Annotated in this window: 13 protein-coding genes and 2 pseudogenes; 5 read left to right on the top strand and 10 right to left on the bottom strand. The window is 43.2% G+C overall.

The window, feature by feature from the left end:
* Positions 1-453: 453 nt before the first annotated feature.
* Positions 454-615 (top strand): annotated as a pseudogene (locus tag HEQ19_29095) (Uma2 family endonuclease).
* A gap of 174 nt (positions 616-789) precedes the next feature.
* On the opposite strand, the gene bchE reads toward HEQ19_29095, so the two are convergent.
* From bchE to HEQ19_29080, 3 genes and pseudogenes are all read right to left on the bottom strand, one after another.
* Positions 790-2403, bottom strand: coding sequence for a magnesium-protoporphyrin IX monomethyl ester anaerobic oxidative cyclase (gene bchE / locus HEQ19_29090; protein ID WYM02935.1), 1614 nt, complete (start codon positions 2401-2403; stop codon positions 790-792).
* A gap of 234 nt (positions 2404-2637) precedes the next feature.
* A pseudogene (locus HEQ19_29085) lies at positions 2638-3381 on the bottom strand (radical SAM protein).
* A gap of 54 nt (positions 3382-3435) precedes the next feature.
* On the bottom strand, positions 3436-4167 hold the full coding sequence (locus tag HEQ19_29080) for a heme oxygenase (biliverdin-producing) (protein ID WYM02934.1): 732 nt from the start codon (positions 4165-4167) through the stop codon (positions 3436-3438).
* 319 nt (positions 4168-4486) lie between these two features.
* On the opposite strand from HEQ19_29080, the gene modA reads away from it, so the two are divergent.
* The gene (modA, locus tag HEQ19_29075) at positions 4487-5281 is read left to right on the top strand and encodes a molybdate ABC transporter substrate-binding protein (protein ID WYM02933.1); all 795 of its coding nucleotides are present in this window, start codon (positions 4487-4489) and stop codon (positions 5279-5281) included.
* A gap of 403 nt (positions 5282-5684) precedes the next feature.
* On the opposite strand, the gene HEQ19_29070 is transcribed toward modA, so the two are convergent.
* Together HEQ19_29070 and HEQ19_29065 are read right to left on the bottom strand one after the other, a co-directional pair.
* A complete protein-coding gene (locus tag HEQ19_29070) occupies positions 5685-6635 on the bottom strand; it encodes an RpoD/SigA family RNA polymerase sigma factor (protein ID WYM02932.1) in 951 nt (316 codons plus the stop codon).
* 399 nt (positions 6636-7034) lie between these two features.
* Positions 7035-7244: a molybdopterin-binding protein gene (locus HEQ19_29065; protein WYM02931.1), complete on the bottom strand. Its 210-nt coding sequence runs from the start codon at positions 7242-7244 to the stop codon at positions 7035-7037.
* Between the two features lie 535 nt (positions 7245-7779).
* On the opposite strand from HEQ19_29065, the gene HEQ19_29060 reads away from it, so the two are divergent.
* Entirely contained in the window at positions 7780-8544 is a 765-nt protein-coding gene (locus HEQ19_29060) for a DUF3120 domain-containing protein (GenBank protein WYM02930.1), read from the top strand.
* A 508-nt stretch (positions 8545-9052) separates the two neighbouring features.
* On the opposite strand, the gene rd is transcribed toward HEQ19_29060, so the two are convergent.
* Both rd and HEQ19_29050 read right to left on the bottom strand, forming a co-directional pair.
* On the bottom strand, positions 9053-9766 hold the full coding sequence (gene rd / locus HEQ19_29055; GenBank protein ID WYM02929.1) for a rubredoxin: 714 nt from the start codon (positions 9764-9766) through the stop codon (positions 9053-9055).
* Between the two features lie 300 nt (positions 9767-10066).
* A complete protein-coding gene (locus tag HEQ19_29050; protein WYM02928.1) occupies positions 10067-10996 on the bottom strand; it encodes a LysR substrate-binding domain-containing protein in 930 nt (309 codons plus the stop codon).
* A gap of 360 nt (positions 10997-11356) precedes the next feature.
* Here HEQ19_29050 and HEQ19_29045 point away from each other — a divergent pair, with 360 nt between their 5' ends.
* Positions 11357-11785: a DUF202 domain-containing protein gene (locus HEQ19_29045; protein ID WYM02927.1), complete on the top strand. Its 429-nt coding sequence runs from the start codon at positions 11357-11359 to the stop codon at positions 11783-11785.
* A gap of 554 nt (positions 11786-12339) precedes the next feature.
* On the opposite strand, the gene HEQ19_29040 is transcribed toward HEQ19_29045, so the two are convergent.
* The 3 genes from HEQ19_29040 to HEQ19_29030 form a co-directional block, all read right to left on the bottom strand.
* Complete coding sequence (locus tag HEQ19_29040) at positions 12340-15090, bottom strand: CHAT domain-containing tetratricopeptide repeat protein (GenBank protein WYM02926.1); 2751 nt, start codon at positions 15088-15090, stop codon at positions 12340-12342.
* 579 nt (positions 15091-15669) lie between these two features.
* Positions 15670-16386, bottom strand: a complete 717-nt coding sequence (locus HEQ19_29035) for a pirin family protein (protein WYM02925.1) — start codon at positions 16384-16386, stop codon at positions 15670-15672.
* A 963-nt stretch (positions 16387-17349) separates the two neighbouring features.
* The gene (locus tag HEQ19_29030) at positions 17350-17787 is read right to left on the bottom strand and encodes a hypothetical protein (protein WYM02924.1); all 438 of its coding nucleotides are present in this window, start codon (positions 17785-17787) and stop codon (positions 17350-17352) included.
* A 747-nt stretch (positions 17788-18534) separates the two neighbouring features.
* On the opposite strand from HEQ19_29030, the gene psbQ reads away from it, so the two are divergent.
* Complete coding sequence (gene psbQ / locus HEQ19_29025) at positions 18535-19002, top strand: photosystem II protein PsbQ (protein ID WYM02923.1); 468 nt, start codon at positions 18535-18537, stop codon at positions 19000-19002.
* Positions 19003-19061 lie beyond the last annotated feature (59 nt).

Below are 19061 nucleotides of genomic sequence, written 5' to 3'. Positions count from 1 at the left end.
AGATTGCTGGTACTGACGCACCCAACGGACTTACAGCCATTTTCAGGTAAATAGATCACGCTTTTGGGGCGCAAGGCCTTGCGCCCCTACGAATATCTGTGGTTATTGTGTGAAAATTGCTGTAACAGGACTTACGCTAGTCCCGCGATTTCAAACTATTTGTTTAGCCGGATAAATTTTGAGATACCCCTAAATCCACACGATATGATACCAGCTGTAGGGGCACGGCAATGCCGTGCCCCCACTCGCTCCTACATGTGTCAGCGTTTTAGTGGTATTGTATAAGACTTTGAAAACACGCCCTAGTGTCACATTTAAAGAATGGTGCGTGACGCTACAAGTCTTGTGACTACGTACAATATTTATCGCTGCGTCACGCACCCTACTATTATTAATGTGCCCTCAGCGCGATACTAAAATTGAGAAATATATTGCTGCTATCTGAACAGATAAATGAACACTAATATCGTCAGTTTACCTGCTACCCTCGAATTAAATATTGACTTAACAGACGAGCAATTTTTTCAGCTTTGTCAAAATAACCGTGACTTGAGATTCGAGCGTACAGGTACAGGGGAATTAATTATTATGCCACCTACGGGAAGTGAAACTGGACTCGGAAGCCTACACCACATTGCTTGCAATTGGTGTAGGAGTGTCACCCCAAATCTGGTGAATATTTTTTGGGCGTTGTTGAATTGAGATATGAATTTATCTGACCATCACCCCACCCCCAACTCCCTCCCCGCAAGCGAGGAGGGGGCTATATTTTCGGTAACTACGAACAAATCAAATTTTCATGCTGGGTACATCCTGCTCATCGCCATGATATTCGGGAAGATCATTCGGGGCGCCGCAAGCGGAAATATTCCCAGAGAAATCCACATCCGCTTTCATTTCTGGATGATGTTGTTTCAGTTCGGCGATTTGTTCGCGAGTCAGAATTTTGGACTCATCAAAACCTAATTCTACCTCAGCGTGTAGCCCTTTATATTTGACTCGTTTGAGATTGTAGAAGCGCTTATTCAGGGTTGTCTGAGCAAAAGCCTTTAAGCAGCCTAACAGATACTTACGCTTAAAGGGGTCTTTCACAAACCAATACTCAAAAGTCTTTCGTAAGTAAAAACGGGCGTAATTCCGCAGAACGCCTTTGAGAACATCCTCCCGTTCCATTGCGTCTGGCTTCATGATTGGGGTGACGAAGTTGTATTGAGAATAATCGCGAACCTCGACGCGATCGCCTAATTCTTCAAACAACTCGGAAAATGGCCAAGGTGTAAACATATTCCAGTTTACCATATCTGGTTTCCAGTCCAAAGCCATGTGATAGGTTTGTTCAATTGTTTCTGGGGTTTCGTTTTCCAAACCCATAATAAATTGCGCTTCCGCAATCATCCCATTTTGCTTTAACAGTTGAATCGCCCGTTTATTCTGTTCAATTGTCGTTTCTTTGCGGAACAAATTCAACTTTAATTGTGCGGCGGCTTCGGTTCCCAAGGAGACGTGAACTAATCCGGCTTTGCGGTAAAGGGGTAATTCTTGTTCATCTCGCAAAATATCTGTAACTCGCGTATTAATTCCCCAATGAACGCCCAAATTTCGCTCAATTAATTCGTTACACAAGGCGATAAATTTGGGTTTGTTGATTGTCGGTTCTTCATCGGCGAGAATGAAAAAGCCTACCTTATGTTTTTTCACCAAAATTTCAATTTCGTCAACAAAACGCTTCGCACTACCAGAGCGGTATTTGCGCCAGAATTTCCACTGGGAGCAAAAACGACAGGTGAAAGGACATCCTCTCGCATAATTAGGAACAGCAACCCGCACATTCAGCGGAGTGTAGATATATTTACTCCATTCCAACAAATCCCAATCTGGGGTGAGGGTATCGAGATCAGCTATCGGCGGATTCGCTGGTGTAGCGACAACTTTACCATCTTCCAGGTAGGCAATGCCTAAAATATTTTGGCGATCGCTCTTGACAGTACCATTAGCGATCGCTTTGAGCAAATTCACCGTAATCTCTTCACCTTCTCCCCGAATAATGTAATCTACCCAAGGTGCTTCGTTGAGAACTTCATTATACATATAGGTAGGGTGAACCCCACCCATAATTGTCGTCGCTTGCGGACAAACTTCTCTGACAATTTTCAGAGTTTTCTGAGATTGGTAAATCATCGGCGTAATCGCCGTAGCCAGTACTACATCTGGTTGATGTTTAGCAATAATATCCGCTAAAACATCATCGGGAATATAATCCGTCATCGCATCAACAAAACGGATATTATTAAAACCAGCCGTTTTTAACGCCCCACCAACATATGGTACCCAACTAGGCGGCCAATTACCAGCAATTTCCGCACCACCAGAATGATAGTTGGGTTGAATCATCAAGATACGCATAATCTGTTTCCTGCTTTTTTACAGATGACCGAACCAATTTTAGATTTTGCATTTTCGCTTAATTCCCCTCTATTTCGTTTCGTTTCCTTGGGTCAATAGTCCAGAGTCCAGAGTCCAGAGTCCAGAGTCCAGAGTCCAAATATTTTATTTACCCTTGACCCTTGACCATTGACCCTTGACCCTTGACCATTGACCCTTGACCCTTGACCCTTGACCCTTGACCCTTGACCTTGATTAAATGGCTTTAGAAAAAGCTGCGTGTTTTCGCACTCTGGTGTGAGCATCAAAAATTGACGCAATATTTCGCACCAGTAATCTGCCTGTTGGTGTCACCTCAATGCCATTTGGTAACAGTCGGATTAACCCATCTGATTCTAGCAATTGAAGCTCAGATAATTCTCTGCTAAAATATTCATGAAAATCTGTATCAAAAGCTATATGATATTTTTCTTCAACGTCATTAATTGACAGTTTAAATTGACACATTAATTCCATAATTACAGCCCGACGTAAAATGTCATCTCGCTTGAGACTGACACCTTTTTCAATCGGTATTATTCCTGTATCAATTGCTTGGTAGTAATCTTTTAGCCGTTTATTATTTTGTACATAGACATCATGCAGCATACTAATAGAAGTGATGCCAAAACCAAATAAATCAGATTCTGGTTTTGTTGTGTATCCCTGAAAGTTTCTGTAAGGTAGCCCATAGATTAAATCAACATTAACACTCTCAAATCCTGCATCCCTAATCCACTCCATAACATCAAAAAGCATAGATTCTGGTTGCACGCGATTAATTGCGGTTTGCACTTGGGGGTTAAAGTCTTGAATGCCAAAACTAATCCGGTTAAAACCTAAACTCTTTAAGAAAAAGATGTAATTTTTATCTACATATTTAGGGTTAATTTCAATGGAAACCTCTGCATCTTTAGCCAAACTAAAATGCCGATTAATCAGATTCCATAAAACTTCTACATAAAAAATTGCCAAAATCAATGATTTACCTAAATTACTCTGCTGCAACTATTTCTACTGAAGTGCTACGGTTGTGCGTTCGGTACTACCTGGGGTATCTTGGCGGGTAATCAAATCAAAAACATGATCACCAATTGCGGCTTTGACATCTCCCTCTAAATTATGGACAACATCGCGATTGAGTTGAAATGCATAATTTGCCTCAGCTACAATTTTTTCAGCCATCGCATCGTCAATTGGTAGCGAATTCAAAGCATCACGATACTTAGCTTTAAATGCTCTGATAGCTTCGACAGTAGGAAGTTGCTCAAATTCATGTAGTCCAGTTCCTTGATCTGGTGGTAAACTTAGTGCAGAACGCACAATTTTTTTCAAGCTTTGACCTCCAGAAAGGTCGCCCATATAGCGAACATAAGCATGGGCGATTAACAGCGTGGGTTCCGTCTTTGCTAATTCCTGAATCCGGGCTACATAGACCTTACCAGACTCTAACGGAAATATTTGCTCTCGCCAATTTTCACCGTAATAAAACGTGAGGTCTTTCTCTAGATTAGCCTGGCGATTCAGTTCAGCAAAATAAATCAAACCGATGACAGAATCAGCACTATGACGCTCTAATTCAGCTTCCAAAGCACTATAGACAAGATACAAGTTCGCTATCAGCTTGCGGAATGGCTCTCTTTCCACAATCCCTTTGAGGAAACACTTCATAAACGCTGTATTTTCAGCCATTGTATGGGATTGTTTCGTTCCTTCCCGCAACTTGCTAGCTAAATCGCTACTCATACTCTCAACCTTGTTCTTTAGTTCCTTCCATAACTCTATGGCTATATAGTTACTCAAAGAAGCAAAATTTTTCAAAACTTAACAGTTCACATGTTGTGACGGCGATTATAGCAATTTTCACGCAATAACCACAGATCTTGGTAGGGGCGCAAGGACTGGCGCCCCTGTAGAGTGGTCTATTTAGATCTGAGAAATGTGATCCATTCTGGTGATTTTCTTGGCATAATGTTACCAATTTAATTGGTAATGTTTCAGTAATCTTGGTACGATTATACCAAGCCTCAATTCATGAAAAAATTCCTCAAAGGGCAGTTTTCCTATGAACAGAAGACAAATTATTGCCTTGATTGGTTCAGCAGTTGCTAGTTTACTGATATCAATTGCATTACCAACGCTTACGCCATCCCCTGTAGTAGCACAGTCTAATACCAACCTCCTCGTGTCTGCTGCTGCTAGCTTGAAAGAGGCGCTGGAAGAAATTAAGCCTATCTACCAACAAACTAAACCAAATACCAACGTTAATTATAACTTTGGCGCGTCTGGTGCATTGCAACAACAGATTGAGCAGGGTGCGCCCGCAGATATATTTATTTCTGCAGCTAAAAAGCAAGTTGATGCGTTGCAACAAAAAGGGCTATTGGTTCCAGGAACTCGTACCATCATAGCCAAGAACCGCTTAGTTTTGGTTGTGCCCAAGAATGTTGTCGGCGTCACCAGTTTCTATAATTTGAAAGATGACAAAATTAAGAAAATTGCCATTGGCGAACCTCGGAGTGTACCTGCAGGACAATACGCCGAGCAAGTCCTCGATAAATTGAAGATTTTGCCACAGATAAAGTCAAAATTGGTCTATACTAATAATGTACGCCAAGTTCTAGCTTCGGTAGAAAGTGGTAACGCCGACGCAGGTTTAGTTTACGCTACTGATGCCAAAATCTCTGACAAAGTAAAAGTGGTAGTGGTGGCTGATGAAAAATACCACTCTCCAATTATCTATCCAGTAGCTGTGCTGAAAAACAGCAAAAATGTGGATGCTGCTAAGGAGTTTGTCCAGTTTTTATCTAGCTCTCAGGCTAAGGCTGTACTCAAAAAATACGGCTTTATTCTGCCTTAAATTTTTCATGAGCAGGACTGATGCAACTGGCTCATTAGATAGGGTGCGTCATATCGTCTTCAGTAAAAACTTGCAGCATTTTTCAGGAAAATGAGTAGGGGCACGGCAATGCCGTGCCCTTACGATTCAAATCACTTTTTCATCCGCAGAGTGAAGACATCACCACTACGAACAGAAAAATACTTGCTTGTAGGAGAATTTACCAAACATCAGAATATCAATCAATTATTAAATATCTGAAAATACTTAAAATTTCGGTAAATATTTGAATTTATACAGCTATAATATTGATTATAACATGAGTATAGCTTGATCATTGAGTTCTAGTCTAAACCTACTCTTCCTAACAGAATTTTGATTTTGAATTCAAAATTCTGTTAGGAAGATAGCGGGGGTAGCTCGTTCAAGAAGATAAATACTGTTCAATGTTGGGTTGTTGACGACGCAATGCAGTCATAGCCTGTTGCTGGATTTGACGCACTCGCTCTCGACTGACATTTAGCTTCTGCCCAATCTGGGCTAAACTTCGTTCTTGATTATCTAAAAGTCCAAAGCGCAAAATTAATACTTCACGCTGCATGGGTTTAAGTGATGCTAACAAATCGCTTAAGTCTTGTCGCAACATTTCTTGGGTGATCTGTTCATGGGGTGATATACCCTCATCCGCTAGAAGTTCACTCAGTTCTGTATCTTGGTTATCCCCCACTTTTAAATCTAAAGAAATTGTCCCACCAGCAATACTCAGATATTCTCGAATTTGGCTTGGTTCTAAGTCCAATTTCTGACCAATTTCTGCAACCGTGGCACGGCGTCCCAGGGTTTGAAACAATTCTCGCTGTGCTTTTTTAATTTGATTCAGTTTCTCGTTAATGTGAATCGGTAGCCTTACCGTGCGAGATTTTTCAGCAATTGCCCTGGTGATTGCTTGAGTTATCCACCAGTAGGCGTAGGTTGATAACTTATAACCTCGGTTAGGATCAAACTTTTCTATCCCCCTTTGTAAACCGATTGCCCCTTCTTGAACCAAATCCAGAAACTCCAAATTGCGATGTTGGTATTTTTTAGCTATTGAAACCACCAGTCGCAGGTTTGCTGTTACCATCTTTTGCTTGGCTCGTTGTCCAATCTCAAGTATTTGAGTTACTTCACTAGAACTCTTATTGACAAAATCCGCTAATTCTGCTAGTGTAGGTTCCTGCTCCAGTTTTTGACCAAGCTCCTGTTGATGTTGTTCAATGGCAATCATTTGTTGTACTTGTCTGCCATAAGTTATTTCTTGGTCTGAGGTTAATAAAGGGAACTGACCAATTTCTTGCAAATAAACACGTACCATGTCAGAACTTAGGCTGGACATACAACTTTAAAAATTCTCCACAATTAGACAGTCTTAAGATTATAAATCAAATAGCCCCATAAAAAATACCACCTGAGAAATGCAATGCACCCATAGAAATCTGTTTTGATTTTTGAACATCCCTAAGAGGATGTTTTATAAGTATTATTTATTACCAAATAAAATTATAAACTTACCCCCCCAGCCTCCCTTCCCTGCTAGGATACCAATGGCGAATGGTAGGTCTGACCCATCGCTGTACGGTAAAATCAGGGTTTTTGGCTTCGTTGAATGATCTTCCAGGGCGCAGGGACTTGCGCCCCTACCCATAATCTTCCTGACATAGGTGAGCGAAAATTTGGGTTGAAAACGCCGTCCTTCAGCGATTGCAGCTAGAATCAGTCTATAGCATGGTTTTTTTTAATCAACAGCAATCATCACATCTGATGATTTGATGACGGCATATACCTGTTTTCCTGGGGCTAGTCCAAGTGTTTCTGCTGAGGATTTGGTGATAATTGAAGTTATTTCCACACCAGGGTAAATTTCTAAAATTATCTCATCATTGACTGAGCCGGTGATAACTTGTTTCACAGTCGTCTTGATAGTATTACGGGCACTAATTTTCATAACCGAATTTTTCCTTAGTGATTTTAACTGCTACATAAAAGCTGGACAAATCCAGACATTACTTGACGTTTCAACGGGAGCATGGGAGCGGCTATCCCTTAACGTCCAGGCACGGTTTAGCCAACCGTGCATATTTTTCGAGATTTTTAGACGCATTTAAATCTCGATCTTCAGTATGCTGACAGTCCGTGGAAGTCCAGCAAATACTTAACTAGGAGATTACTCACTAATCGTACCAAATTTCTGTTTGGACGGTTAAATTCTTGGCAACTACAGCAATTTTCATTCATGTGAACCACAGATCTTCGTAGGGGCGCAAGGCCTTGCGCCCCAAAAGCGTGGTCTATTTACCTGAAAATGGCTGTAATGTCTAAATTTTTCGTACACAAGTGCGTAAGTCCTACGCAGCTATTTCCATAAACCGGTTTTTCTGAGCCGATGTCCCAAATTTCGATATAATGGCAATGCCCCTAGGGGGGATTCATAAGTGTGATATCTTAAATAAGATAAAGTTTAGTAACAAATATTAAAAACATTGATTAATAATACATTGCCCCCATACAGTGCTTCTACCGCCTCTTACAATACCGAATACCGTTCACTCGTCAAACCTGACATAGAGGACACCAGACAAATTTCCCCTCTTCCCACCCTCTGGTCCTCATATCGCCAAGCTTGGTTAGTCTTAACAGCAGCGGTGTTTCTGGTAACAGTACCAGTATTTATAGAAGCGCCACTAGTGCGATCGCTACCCAGTCTGTGTTTAGCGATGACAGGGTTTTGGGTGTGGCTGAGTTTTAGGTTAATGTCACGTCCCACAACTTATGTTTGGGGGGATTTACTCTTAGGGTTCAGTTGGAGTTGGTTAGCAGGCTCGATTTACTGGGGTTGGTTACGTTGGGAACCTGCATGGCATTTGCCTGTAGAATCGATAGGACTACCATTTGCTCTTTGGTGTCTGAGGCGAAATTGGGGCAAAGTTGGTAACTGGTTTTATTTAGGTTCTTTACTCGGTACAGTTTTAACTGACGTATATTTCTATCTAGTAGATTTAATGCCCTATTGGCGGCAAATCATGCACGTGGAATCAGATGGTGCAGCGGAAATTTTACACAATGCTTTAAAACAAGTAGACACCCCTTGGGGCGCCGCTTGGGCGGTAATTCTCGCCCTAGTGCTGTTAACAGTAGGGATTTTGCCTTTAGGTCGAAAGCAGCGTCAGTGGTATGCTTTTAGTGGCGCAGTTTTGAGTACAATTCTGGTAGACAGCCTATTTTTAGTAGCAGCGATCCTTGCTTAATTGTAGGGGATTGGGCATTGGGCATTGGTGATTCTTCCCCATTCCCCATCCCCCCAATTCTGGCGATGTTAGAGAATTTAGCCAAAAAATAGTATCAACTGTTACAAAAACCTAGCGTTTGTTGATAACGTCGCGACTTCGGAATATCTCAGAAGCCTACACCTACTCGAACAGAGGTGTAGGAGCTTCACCTAATGCACCCTAGTACTCTGTCAAGATAAAAATGATGGACTGTAGTGCGGGCATCTTGCCCGCGTGAGCGAGACGCTGTAGTGCGGGCATCTTGCCCGCGTGAGCGAGACGCTGTAGTGCGGGCATCTTGCCCGCGTGAGCGAGACGCTCACACTACCAAAAATCCCTCAAAACAAAATTGACAGACTACTATCTGACATCTTGCACCTTCTCATTAAGAGTAGGGTGGGCAGTGCCCACCCTACGAAAAAATAAGGGTTTCAGGCTACATTTTTCGCAATAAGACGGTGGTGCAAGATATGAGCTAGGAATGAATTTAAGCTGCGACTTTTTCCTCAAGAGGTTTAAAAGTTTTCTTGGTAGCACCGCAGATGGGACAAGACCAATCATCGGGAATGTCTTCAAAAGCTGTACCTGGTGCAATACCAGAATCGGGATCACCAGCAATGGGATCGTAAATCACACTGCATTGTCTGCAAATCCATTTGCGAGTGTTGGGGTCATCGCTAGCAACTCTGGTTACTGCTTGTCCACCATTTAAAACGTTATAAGCTTCGGCGTAGCGGTCGGCGTGGTAATTTTCGATGAATTTTAGTAGACCAAACCGGTGTGCTGCTTCGCGAAAAGTGTTAGCATGATCGGTGGATTCTTTTGCTTGTTTGAGGAATTCTTCTGCAGCGGGATTATCGCGATCGCGTTGAGCAGCTGCGGCAAATTCTGGATACATTATAGTGTATTCGTAAGTTTCACCTTCAATGGCCAAAGATAAGCAACGAGATACAATTTCGCGCTTTTGTTCTTCAGTTAAAGCCTCTGGATCTGCCACTACTAGTTCTGGATGTAACAAAACAAAATGTGCAAAAGCATGTTCGGTTTCTTGGTCTGCTGTTTCTTTAAACAGTTTTGCTACATCCTTAAACCCAAGTTTACGCGCCACCTCAGCAAAAAACAAATACTTCCGATTCGCCATCGATTCGCCGCCAAAGGCTGCTTCTAAGTTGTGGAGAGTAGTAAAGTTGGAAAGATCCATAATTTTTGAGTGCCGCCTGCGAAGTGATATTTTGAGCAGAAGATCAACGCTAAAATCGGGTAAATAAACTGATTGTTTTAGGTTTGAGAAACCTTTTATACAAGGCTTCTAATTTGATGTTTAGTTACCCGTCGCGTTAGCTGTTCTAGGATAATTATAAAACCGAAAACTTGTGCAACTAACAAATTTGCATTTTCCAGATATTTTGAGCGAATAACCACAGATACTCGTAGGGGCGCAAGGCCTTGCGCCCCTGATGCGTGGTCTATTTACCTGAAAAACGCACCAAGGTTAAATCTATCAGCCTTGTTGAAGCAGTTTCTCAAAAGCTTTTGACAAAGCTGTTTGAAATCGCTGGCGATGTTTGAGTTTAAAAAAGGGTCGAACAATTTCCGCAGTCACCGTCGATTCCTCTCTGTTATCGATAACTTGTATGGTTCGCAAAGTTCCAAGTTGCAGTTCTTTTGTGACCATCAACTCAGAAATACCAGTCGCACCCACACCGCTTTCTACAGCAGCTTTGCTCATCTCCCCACTGTTGAAAACTAAAATTACATTGAGTTGACAGAGATTAATCCCCCAATTGAGCAAGGCTTCCTCAAACCTTTGCTGGGTTCCAGAACCGGGTTCGCGCATCACCCAAGGGGTTTTAGTCAGTTCTGTTAAGTAAATTTCGCCCCGCTCAAACCAAGGGTGAGTTTTGCCAACTACAATTTTTAGGCGATCGCTCCCGACAATTTCATAGTCAATAGTATTTTGCAGTGCTGGTTTCACATCTCCTTCTACCAAACCCAAATCAAACTGTCCCATCGCCGTACCGACACAAATAGTTTCTGCATTGGCGAGAGTACAGTTAATCTGGATACGGGGATATCTGCTTTTAAATTCACTAATCTTACTTGGTAGCCAGTAGTTACCAATTGTCAAGCTTGATCCTAATTTTAATTCACCCCGTTGCAGATTATTCAATTCCCGCAATCCCCTTTCTGTCAAGGTTACTTGGTCGAGAATTTTTTGCGCTTCCACTTGTAGTAACTTACCAGCCTCAGCCATCTCAATATGGCGCCCTATTCGATGGAACAGCTTGACTCCGTATTCTTGCTCTAAACTCTGGATCGCTGCACTGACCGCCGGTTGAGTAATATAAAGCTCTTCCGCTGCGCGAGTGAAGTGTAAATGTTCCGCCACAGCGACAAAGATTTTTAGCTGATCCAGCGTCATCCCTGCCATTTAAGATATCCCTAAAATTCCGTATGAATTTTTTAATCAATTTTATTTATTATACTGACAAATAATAATATTTGATTCTATTTGTCGATTTGTTTACAGTATAAATCACAGCTTTTCGCACCTGTGATCAGCGAAAATCCCGGTTTCTGCAAGAAACTGAACTCTCAGACCCAAGCCAAAATCAGGCTTGTTTTATGGAAATATCTGCATTAAAATAGATCTTGAATAAAAATGTACAAGCTAATCAAATATATTTTCGGAGTACAATTATCCCACCAAATGCAAATCCTTTGGCAGGAGATTTGCTTTTATCTTGGCATTTTTTGTAGACGAGTCTTATTGGGGATAAGGGTGTTATTGATGCAGTTAAAGTTTAAACCCACAGCACAAACAGAAGACCAAAAAAAGCTAGCACGACTGAATCCGTCGCGAGTGCGGGATCATTTGGCGAATGAACGCACCTACCTGGCCTGGATGCGAATAGCGATCGCCCTTTTGGGTTTTGGTGTCCTCATCGTCCGTCTGCGTGCATTTCAAGTACCCCTATTAACCCATCCTGGTAACGGCTGGAAGTTGGGTTTAGTCTTCTCTCTGGTCGGTTTGATCACGGTGTGGTTGTCAACGACGCACTATTTCGCCGTGCGTCGTGATATTGAGGAAGATACCTATGAACCATCAGACCGTTGGGTGATCCTCTTTAGTATGGCGATCATGATTCTGGGTGCTGGGGTTGTCTATTTTGTGTTTACAACCCCTTTAAGCCCATTGAGTCCAGTCATACCTGAGTGAATGAGTAATGAGTAATGAGTAATGAGTAATGAGGAATGAGTAATGAGTGATGACTTATACGGTTTTAGTTTAAATATGATACAAATACCTTGGTAGGGGCACGGCAATGCCGTGCCCTACTGGCTTCTATATGTATGAGAGTTTTGGTAAAATGGTATTAGTCCCCAGTCCCTAGTCCCTAGTCCCGCGATTTCAAAGTCTTATACAATACCACTAAAACGCTGACACATGTAGGAGCGAGTGGGGGCACGGCAATGCCGTGCCCCTACAGCTGGTATCATATCGTGTGGATTGAGTTGAGGCAGAGCCTCATGATAGGCATTTCCAGCCGGAGGCTGGAAACGAGACTGCCCAAGGTTTTTAGCTTAAGTTGACACCTATGGGCATTGCCGTGCCCCTACAGCTGGTATCATATCGTGTGGATTTAGGGGTATCTAAAAATTTATCCGGCTAAACAAATAGTTTGAAATCGCGGGACTAGTCCCCAGCGATGCACTGAGCTTGCCGAAGTGTCCCCAGCGATGCACTGAGCTTGCCGAAGTGTCCCCCCCTGCTCATCGCCACTCGCCTTGTAAGGTGAAAGCAGCCCAATACAATGGACTGCGCCAATCTTTTTGTTCCCATAATTTCAGCTGTGCGGCTCTGAGGGCAGCAATGGGAGATTTGCCTTGCTTCAACATTTGCTGATAAAATTCGCTCATCAATAATGATGTCCCCTCATCGCTGACATCCCATAAAGAGACAAGGACTCGTTGAGAACCTGCATACATTAATCCCCTTGTCAAGCCGACCAATCCTTCCCCTTGGACGTTTTTACCAACTCCGGTTTCACAGGCACTCAAAACCACTAAGTCTGCGGGAAAATCTAGATTGAAGATATCGTTTAACCGCAGAAAACCTCTGATGGGCTGTCCTTGTTGATTGACTAACGATAGTACAATCCCTGATAATTCTGGGTTGATGCCATCAGCAAAGCCGTGGGTCGCAAAATGAATGACTCGATATTGACTCAGTTGGGGGCTAGTTATCCAGCCGTAGTTTGCATCAAAATTTAAGGCTTGGAGGCTATCTTTGGGCGATACAAGTTTGAGAATCGCCTCGGCTTCTTGGCGAGTACCATCTAGTCGGTTCCAACCGTCGCGGTTGAGATTTTTGGCTGACCTTGCTAAGTCAGAATTTTGTCGGTCGAGTTCTGGTTCCAATTCATTTTCAGGTTTACCAGTCACTCGTGGATCTTTAGCACTGAATACAGGGTCAGCGAGGATGGCTAAGGCTTTGGGTGGGACTTTGCGTCCTTTGGCTTCTTGTCTGAGAATGGCTATAGTTGAGGCGGAAGGGAGATTGACGATTTCATGATTGACTAACAGGGGTTGGTAATTGACCTCTGGCTTAACCTTTTTGCTAGGAGAAGGGAGTTGGGAATTTAAATCAGCCAAGGCTGCAAAAGGAATGTTTTGTAAAGCACCATCGGCGACAATTACTAAGCGTTTTTTCCCTAATTTGTTGGCGACAGGTCCAAGAATCTGTTGACTCAGTTCTGTTGCGAATTCAGGGAATTGATTAGCGGCTATTTTCGCTGCTAAAATTTTGCGGAAACCATTAGACAAGTTTTCTATTTTTTCCCGTCCAGGGAGTTCATAACTATCAAAAGAATTGGGAGTGACAGCCCAAAGATAACTGCGTTCCTCCCCTAGAGAATATTGCAATAACAGGGTATCTTTATCTAGTTGCTGTTGAATTTCGGGTAACTTTAAAGGTTCGGGATATTGCAATGCAGCATATTTAGGGCTACTGGTGCGGATTTTTGTTTGTAGTTCTTTTTGTTGATTGAGCAGAGTTGCAATTTCTTTTTGTAGGGCGGGTCTTTGGTTTTCTTGATTACTGGGTAATTCTTGAAGTCGTTTTGCTAGAGCATCAAGTTTCCAAAGTAAACGGCGTTCTTCTGCTAACAGTTTTGGGTCAACGCCTTGACGAATATCCGCCCGTGCTTCGGTTAACAGTTCTATTAAACCCCTAGCGCGGGAGCGTTCGCTGGCGTTGAGAGCGAGGGCGTCGTATCCTTTTGAAGGGTCTTTTTTGTGCAGTTCCATCAACAAATCGATGTAGAACTGATAGTAACCCTGGACGGTGGCGAAATAGGAAGTACGCAAATTTTGGTTGAGTATTTTGGTGCGTAATTCTTCAATGATTTTAATTGCAGCTTCAATTTGGGTGAGGGCTTGGGGTAGGTTTCCTCTGTTGCGTTCTAGGAAAGCTATGTTGCTGACAGTGGTGGCTTCCCCAGACCTGTCACCCACTGCACGCAATATGGGTAGAGCAAGATTTAAGAATGTCAGCGCCTGCTGCTTTTCTCCTAATGAGTGGTAGACTAAGCCAATATTGTTGAGAGTGCCGGCTTCCCCAGACCTGTCGCCCACTGCACGCCTTAAGGGTAGGGCTTGATTGTAGTATGTCAGCGCCTGCTGCTTTTCTCCTAATGAGTCGTAGACTAAGCCAATATTGTTGAGAGTGTTGGCTTCCCCAGACCTGTCGCCCACTGCACGCAATATGGGTAGGGCAAGATTTAAGAATGTCAGCGCCTGCTGCTTTTCTCCTAAATCGGAGTAGACAGCGCCAATATTGTTGAGAGTGTTGGCTTCCCCAGACCTGTTGCCCACTGCACGCGATATGGGTAGGGCTTGATTGTAGAATGTCAGCGCCTGCTGCTTTTCTCCTAATGAGTTGTAGACAGAGCCAATATTGTTGAGAGTGGTGGCTTCCATTCTCCTGTCGCCCACTGCACGCAATATGGGTAGGGCTTGATTGTAGTATGTCAGCGCCTGCTGCTTTTCTCCTAAATCGGAGTAGACAGCGCCAATATTGTTGAGAGTGGTGGCTTCCCCAGACCTGTTGCCCACTGCACGCAATATGGGTAGGGCTTGATTGTAGAATGTCAGCGCCTGCTGCTTTTCTCCTAATGAGGAGTAGACAGAGCCAATATTGTTGAGAGTGGTGGCTTCCCACTTTTTATCATCGACTTGTCGCCACAGCTTCAGCGCTTCTTCCAATTTTTTAATCGCCTGTCGCTGAGATTCTGCTGTCCCTTGTTTGAAAAGTTCCAACCCCTCTTGAGACAATTTTTCAGCCGCAGCGCGATTTGCATCTTGTGGCGTCCCTGACTGCTGCGCTATTTGTAATTGTGTATTTCTCGGTGTCGCACCCACAGACTCAGCAAGCATTACCAAACTCAGCAAAACTGTTAAACTGTAACGGGTCAAATTCGGTAGCCAGCACCAAACAATTGAGCGAGATTTTGCACTCCCCATTATTCACCTCAATGAGTAATTTTTATACCGTTCTTTCTGCCTGCGCTGTCTGTGAATAGGTATTTTTGAAATTGTCAATAGGTCAATAGAGATATTATTTATATTTCGCTTTGATTATATAACGTATTTTTAGTAGGGTAAATTGCGGTTACGATTTTAGTAACAAATTGGCGATGGTGTTCAAGGTTTGGATTTTGGATTTTGGATTAAATCTAAAATCTAAAATCTAAAATCTAAAATTCTGCGGGGCCTGCAAGGAACCGAAACAATCTAAAATCTAAAATCTAAAATCTAAAATTGGCTTGGTGAACCGACAGAAATAGACCATGCGCTAGGGGCGCAAGGCCTTGCGCCCCTACAGATTATCGATGTGTTGCAAATATTTGCAGAAATAGACCATGCGCTGGGGGCGCAAGGCCTTGCGCCCCTACAGATTATCGATGTGTTGCAAATATTTTTTGAATTGGTACAATATAGCGCAACACATTCAGATTCGGTACAATATCATATCGCGATGTGTAGGGGCACGGCAATGCCGTGCCCCTACGAGTGTACCTAACTAGGGCGAGAAACGCTATATCAACCCAAATCAAATAGCAAGATTTCTGCGCCGATATCACTGCTAATTTCCAGGTGTTCTTCCTCGCTGATTTGCACGCCATCACCTGCTCTGAGTTCTTCACCATTCAAGGTGACAACACCTTGAGCTATTTGTAACCAGGCATAACGACCAGGTTTAACATGATAATTGACAACATCACCACTTTCTAAAATAGATGCATATAAATCAACATCTTGGTGAATTGTCACAGCGCCATCACGCCCATCTTTAGCGGCAATTAAACGGAGTTTACCACGCTTTTCTTCTACGGGAAAAGCTTTTTGTTCATACCTGGGTGTCAATCCTTGTTCATCAGGAAGAATCCAAATTTGCAGTAAATGGAGTGGCTCCGTGGGTGAGGGATTAAATTCGCTGTGGCTGATACCAGTACCAGCACTCATGATTTGTGCGTCACCGGGACGAATTACCGAACCTGTACCCAAGCTGTCTTTATGCTCTACCGCACCTGACAGCACATAGGTAAGAATTTCCATATCGCGATGACTGTGGGTAGGGAATCCAGCACCAGGAGCAATGCGATCATCGTTGATTACTCGGAGGGTGCGAAATCCCATGCGGTTGGGATCGTAAAAACTACCGAAGGAAAATGTGTGGTAACTATCGAGCCAACCAATCTGAGCGTGACCGCGTAAGTTGCGATCGTGAATTAGGTGAAGTTTTGTGTTTTGCGACATAAATTTACCTCTGGTTTGATGGTGGTTATACAGCAGTTTTCAGGTATTTAGACCACACCTCGATATCTGTATTTCTTTCTTCCTTTGCGCCTTTGCGCCTTTGCGTGAGATATAAAAATGTGGTTCATTTACCTGAAAATCGCTGTAAATGTGGCTTCTAGTTAAGGAAATTACTTCGCTTACGAGACTTGTAACTCGATTAATGAAGCTAAAAGCTCCGTCCACGAGGCTAAAAGCTCCGCTCACGAGGCTAAAAGCTCCGTCCACGAGGCTAAAAGCTCCGTCCACGAGGCTAAAAGCTCCGTCCACGAGGCTAAAAGCTCCGTCCACGAGGCTAAAAGCTCCGTCCACGAGGCTAAAAGCTCCGTCCACGAGGCTAAAAGCTCCGTCCACGAGGCTAAAAGCTCCGTCCACGAGGCTAAAAGCTCCGTCCACGAGGCTAAAAGCTCCGTTTCGGATAAATATAGCAGGGGACTGACGAAATCAAAGGTAAAAGGACTGTTTTTTAAACTCAAACAACTTGGTATAACATAAAAAATGAAGCTGTAACCCGAGGGATTAGTGCCAGTACTTGTTGAGGAATGGGGACGGCGATTGAAATCGCCCGTGCCTAGTCCCGCGATTTCAAAGTCTTATACAATACCACTAAAACGCTGACACATGTAGATTTCGCGTAGGGGCACGGCAATGCCGTGCCCCTACAGCTGGTATCATATCGTGTGGATTTAGGGGTATCTAAAAATTTATCTGGCTAAACAAATAGTTTGAAATCGCCCGCGCCTAGCCCCCATAAATAGAATTTAGGGGCTTGCTCGGCGCGGATAACTCGGTCATCGCTAGCGTTGCGTTCGCATGGTGGGTGACGCCACAAGTCTTGTGACTGGGTACAATATTTATCGCGGCGTCACGCACCCTAGGATTATTAATGTGCCGGGAGAGTAGGTGCCATGATAGAAGAAACACTTATTCCCTATCATCATTCTGTTGATTGAACACCTCTAAAATATGGCGACAAATCTGTTTTAGCTTATCCCCAACTTCATCAGAAGGTACAGAATTGCCGACAAAACTCCAGTTTTCTACCGTAGACAGTCGCCAAGCTTCGCCGCGATGATCAAATCCAGCCACCTCGACGCCAATAGCGCGACGTAAGTTGTTGACGGGATCTTGATAAAATCGAATTTGAATCAAGATACTGCGACTGCGCCAGGATTTGCTGATTCCTGGAAAGTGAAAGCCGATGTCTATCGAGTCGGGATCAACTAACTCCCTGGTTTCTCGGTCGTTTTTCCAAGGTTTGAGATCCGATTTAGCATCAGGAAACTCGAATTTGAATAAGTTAACTACCGTCGCAATCTTGCTGGCGAGTTCAAGGTTGGTTGCTTGTTCAGCTGCATTCACGAAACAATACTCCTGGATTGCGTCTGCTTAAGAAAAATCTGAGCTATTAATCGCCACAAGGTTTATATTATCAGTGTTTTAGGTTATCAATATTATTTGTGTTTAGCAACTATAAATTATGCTTTTGTGACATGATTTTGACCAAAAGCTACCAAAATGTGCTGTTTGAAAATTTGTAGGGTGCGTCAGGAGCGAGAAAACTTGGGGCTAAGAACTGTAACCTAAAAGCTATTCAAGCCTCATCAAAGCTCGTCAATTTTGAGTAGGTATCACGAAAAGATGGTAGGATAATCAATAATAATTAACGGTTAACAACTGTGCCGTCAGAGGATAAACCTTCCAGCATAGACTGGCGTTTGATAAACGTGCCATAGGCGAAGTGCAGGCGACCTAGACAGAGGGTCGTTAGTAGCGCCTCAAACAGAAGTTATTCTGTAACTTCGACACATATAGCGATCAGTTAGATCGTGTTAGCCTGTGGACTGGTTAACGCCGACGTTGCCAGAATGAAGCAGGAAGTAAGCATCAAACTACACATGAGTAGATTTGTCTATTTGTGAGTAGTTATGAATAGGTCTTATGTAACGGATACTGACGCACCCTACGGACTGAGGTCTTGAGGGACAAGAGAACGCCAGGAGACGAAATTTTTCGGTAAAATCCTTTCCACGGAGGAACGATAAATTACCCTATCGATCTAAAATTACACTTGTTAGTGGGCAAACAAAAAACCAATTACTTGACTGTATGGCGCGTCAACGCTCTGTTTTTTCCTTGATTTTAGTATTATTGGCAACGTTCCTCATTAGTTGTAGCGGTGCTAGTGTCGCAGTTGCACCTCCAACTTACACAGCACAACAAGTGGCTAAAATTCAGGAATACGTTACACCAATTGAGGCTGTGCGCGATCGCTCGCCAGAACTTCAACAGCTGATCGAAACAAAAGATTGGATAAATGTGGGTAATTTTATACATGGCCCCATAACAGAAGCCAAGCTGGCGATCTCTTATATCACTCCCAATCTCCTACCCAAAGACCAACCCGCAGCTCGTGAGATTTCGCGAGATTTTCTCAAACATTTGGTGAAAATCGATCAAGGTGCTACCCAGGCTAACTCTCAACTAGCCTTGAGTAACTACCAAGCTGCTTTCGCCGATCTTGACAAATTCCTCGAATTGCTTCCCAAGACAAGCAGTCAATCAGAAGCAAGTTAGGCGCTAGGGGGGAAAATGAGATAAGGGGACAAGGTGATAGGGAAAATTCTCCCTCCCCC

This window comes from Gloeotrichia echinulata CP02 (assembly GCA_038087035.1).
Classification (GTDB): domain Bacteria; phylum Cyanobacteriota; class Cyanobacteriia; order Cyanobacteriales; family Nostocaceae; genus Gloeotrichia; species Gloeotrichia echinulata.
The sequence above is the reverse complement of the archived record's forward strand: the minus strand, read 5'-3'. Positions and strand labels throughout refer to the sequence as shown.

What these genes read in the sequence shown, in the direction of transcription:
- bchE (WYM02935.1), bottom strand. Translation starts at nt 2,403, where the DNA reads ATGCGTATCTTGATGATTCAACCCAACTATCATTCTGGTGGTGCGGAA.
- HEQ19_29080 (WYM02934.1), bottom strand. Translation starts at nt 4,167, where the DNA reads ATGAGTAGCGATTTAGCTAGCAAGTTGCGGGAAGGAACGAAACAATCC.
- modA (WYM02933.1), top strand. Translation starts at nt 4,487, where the DNA reads ATGAACAGAAGACAAATTATTGCCTTGATTGGTTCAGCAGTTGCTAGT.
- HEQ19_29070 (WYM02932.1), bottom strand. Translation starts at nt 6,635, where the DNA reads ATGTCCAGCCTAAGTTCTGACATGGTACGTGTTTATTTGCAAGAAATT.
- HEQ19_29065 (WYM02931.1), bottom strand. Translation starts at nt 7,244, where the DNA reads ATGAAAATTAGTGCCCGTAATACTATCAAGACGACTGTGAAACAAGTT.
- rd (WYM02929.1), bottom strand. Translation starts at nt 9,766, where the DNA reads ATGGATCTTTCCAACTTTACTACTCTCCACAACTTAGAAGCAGCCTTT.
- HEQ19_29050 (WYM02928.1), bottom strand. Translation starts at nt 10,996, where the DNA reads ATGGCAGGGATGACGCTGGATCAGCTAAAAATCTTTGTCGCTGTGGCG.
- HEQ19_29045 (WYM02927.1), top strand. Translation starts at nt 11,357, where the DNA reads ATGCAGTTAAAGTTTAAACCCACAGCACAAACAGAAGACCAAAAAAAG.
- HEQ19_29040 (WYM02926.1), bottom strand. Translation starts at nt 15,090, where the DNA reads ATGGGGAGTGCAAAATCTCGCTCAATTGTTTGGTGCTGGCTACCGAAT.
- HEQ19_29035 (WYM02925.1), bottom strand. Translation starts at nt 16,386, where the DNA reads ATGTCGCAAAACACAAAACTTCACCTAATTCACGATCGCAACTTACGC.
- psbQ (WYM02923.1), top strand. Translation starts at nt 18,535, where the DNA reads ATGGCGCGTCAACGCTCTGTTTTTTCCTTGATTTTAGTATTATTGGCA.